This window comes from Bradyrhizobium sp. WSM4874 (assembly GCF_055811835.1).
Genome location: NZ_JBVVPR010000142.1, coordinates 1 through 1,607, shown reverse-complemented (window position 1 = coordinate 1,607; position 1,607 = coordinate 1). Strand labels below are relative to the sequence as shown.

The 1,607-nt window shown below is 63.7% G+C and carries 1 protein-coding gene; it reads left to right on the top strand.

Annotation, left to right across the window (positions count from 1 at the left end):
• The first annotated feature begins 131 nt into the window (after nt 1-131).
• On the top strand, nt 132-1,550 hold the full coding sequence (locus AC0L3P_RS39685; RefSeq protein ID WP_473309424.1) for an amidase: 1,419 nt from the start codon (nt 132-134) through the stop codon (nt 1,548-1,550).
• Nucleotides 1,551-1,607 lie beyond the last annotated feature (57 nt).

The window sequence follows — 1,607 nt, the reverse complement described above, 5'->3', positions numbered from 1 at the left end:
TTTTTTTTTTATAATCTATACCTTGGTTTTGTCCCTCTCTCTTTTTTCCCCCCTCTTTTTTTTCTTGGGGCCAAAATGCCGCTTCACTCCTCGCAATGACGGAGCCCAGAACAAGCACAGGAGTAAAATAGTTGTCTCAAGAGTTGATCCGAGAAACCGCTTGCGCCGTCGTCGACAAGCTGCGGTCCGGCGACGTCTCACCGCTGGAACTGTTGGATGCGCTGGAGAAGCGCATCGGCGAAGTCGATGGCAAGGTCAACGCGCTGCCGACGCTGTGCTTCGACCGCGCGCGGGATAGCGCAAAGGCGCTGATGCGGAAGCCGGCCGGTGCGCGCGGATTGCTCGCGGGTCTGCCAGTGCCGATCAAGGACCTGACCGATGTTGCAGGTGTGCTGAACACGCAGGGCTCGCCGATCTTCAAGGACAATGTGCCCAAGCAGTCCGACCTCATGGTGGAGAACCTCGAAGGTAACGGCGCGGTCGTCTACGCCAAATCCAACACGCCGGAGTTCGGCGCGGGCGCTAACACGTTCAACGAGGTGTTCGGCGCGACCCTCAATCCCTGGGATACATCCAAATCCGCAGCCGGCTCCTCGGGCGGCGCGGCCGTTGCGCTCGCGACCGGCATGGCTTGGCTCGCGCAGGGCTCCGACATGGGCGGCTCCTTGCGCAGTCCCGCGGCGTTCTGCGGCGTCGTCGGCATGCGGCCGAGCATCGGCCGCGTCGCGCACACGCCGAAAGCGGCCATCGACCGCAATCTCGGCGTCGTTGGCCCGATGGCCCGCAACGTCGAGGATCTCGCGCTGCTGCTGGATGCCATGAGCGGCGATTATGCCGCCGACCCGCTGTCGCTGCCGGCGCCCTTGACGTCGTTTCTCTCGGCGGCGCAATCAGGCAACAAACCGAAGCGCATCGCCTACTCGCCGGACCTCGGTATCACGCCGGTCGATCCCGAAGTCAAAGCGATCACGCGAAAGGCGGCGGAACGCTTTGCCGAAGCCGGCGCCATCGTCGAGGAGGCGCATCCGGACTGGCGCGAGGCGCATGAGTGCTTCCACGTGCTGCGCGCGTTCGACTTCGCGATCAGCAAGGCGCAGCTGCTGCGCACCAAGCGCGACCTGCTCAAGCCCGAAGTGATCTGGAACATCGAGGAAGGCCTCAAGCTCACGATCGAGCAGCTCGAACGCGCCGAGTCACAGCGCGTCGGCATGACTGCGCGTGCGGTCGAGTTCTTCAAGAGATACGATCTGCTGCTGGTACCGACCACTATCGTGCCGCCCTTCCCGATCGAGCACCGCTATGTCGCCGAATGCGCCGGCAAGAAGTTCGAGAATTACGTCGAATGGCTCGGCATCGTCTACGCCATCACGCTCGCCTGCTGTCCCGCGTTGTCGCTGCCGTGCGGCTTCACGGCGTCGGGCCTGCCGGTCGGCCTGCAGATCGTCGGGGCTCCGCGTGCGGACGCGCAGGTGATCGCCGGCGCGAAGGTGCTGGAGGATATTCTGGGTGTGCGCGGCACGACGCCGATTGATCCGCGGGTGAAGAATTAGGACGAGGAAGGCTCAGCGGCTCGGTAAACTCCCTCGCCCCACTCTTGCGGGGAGAGG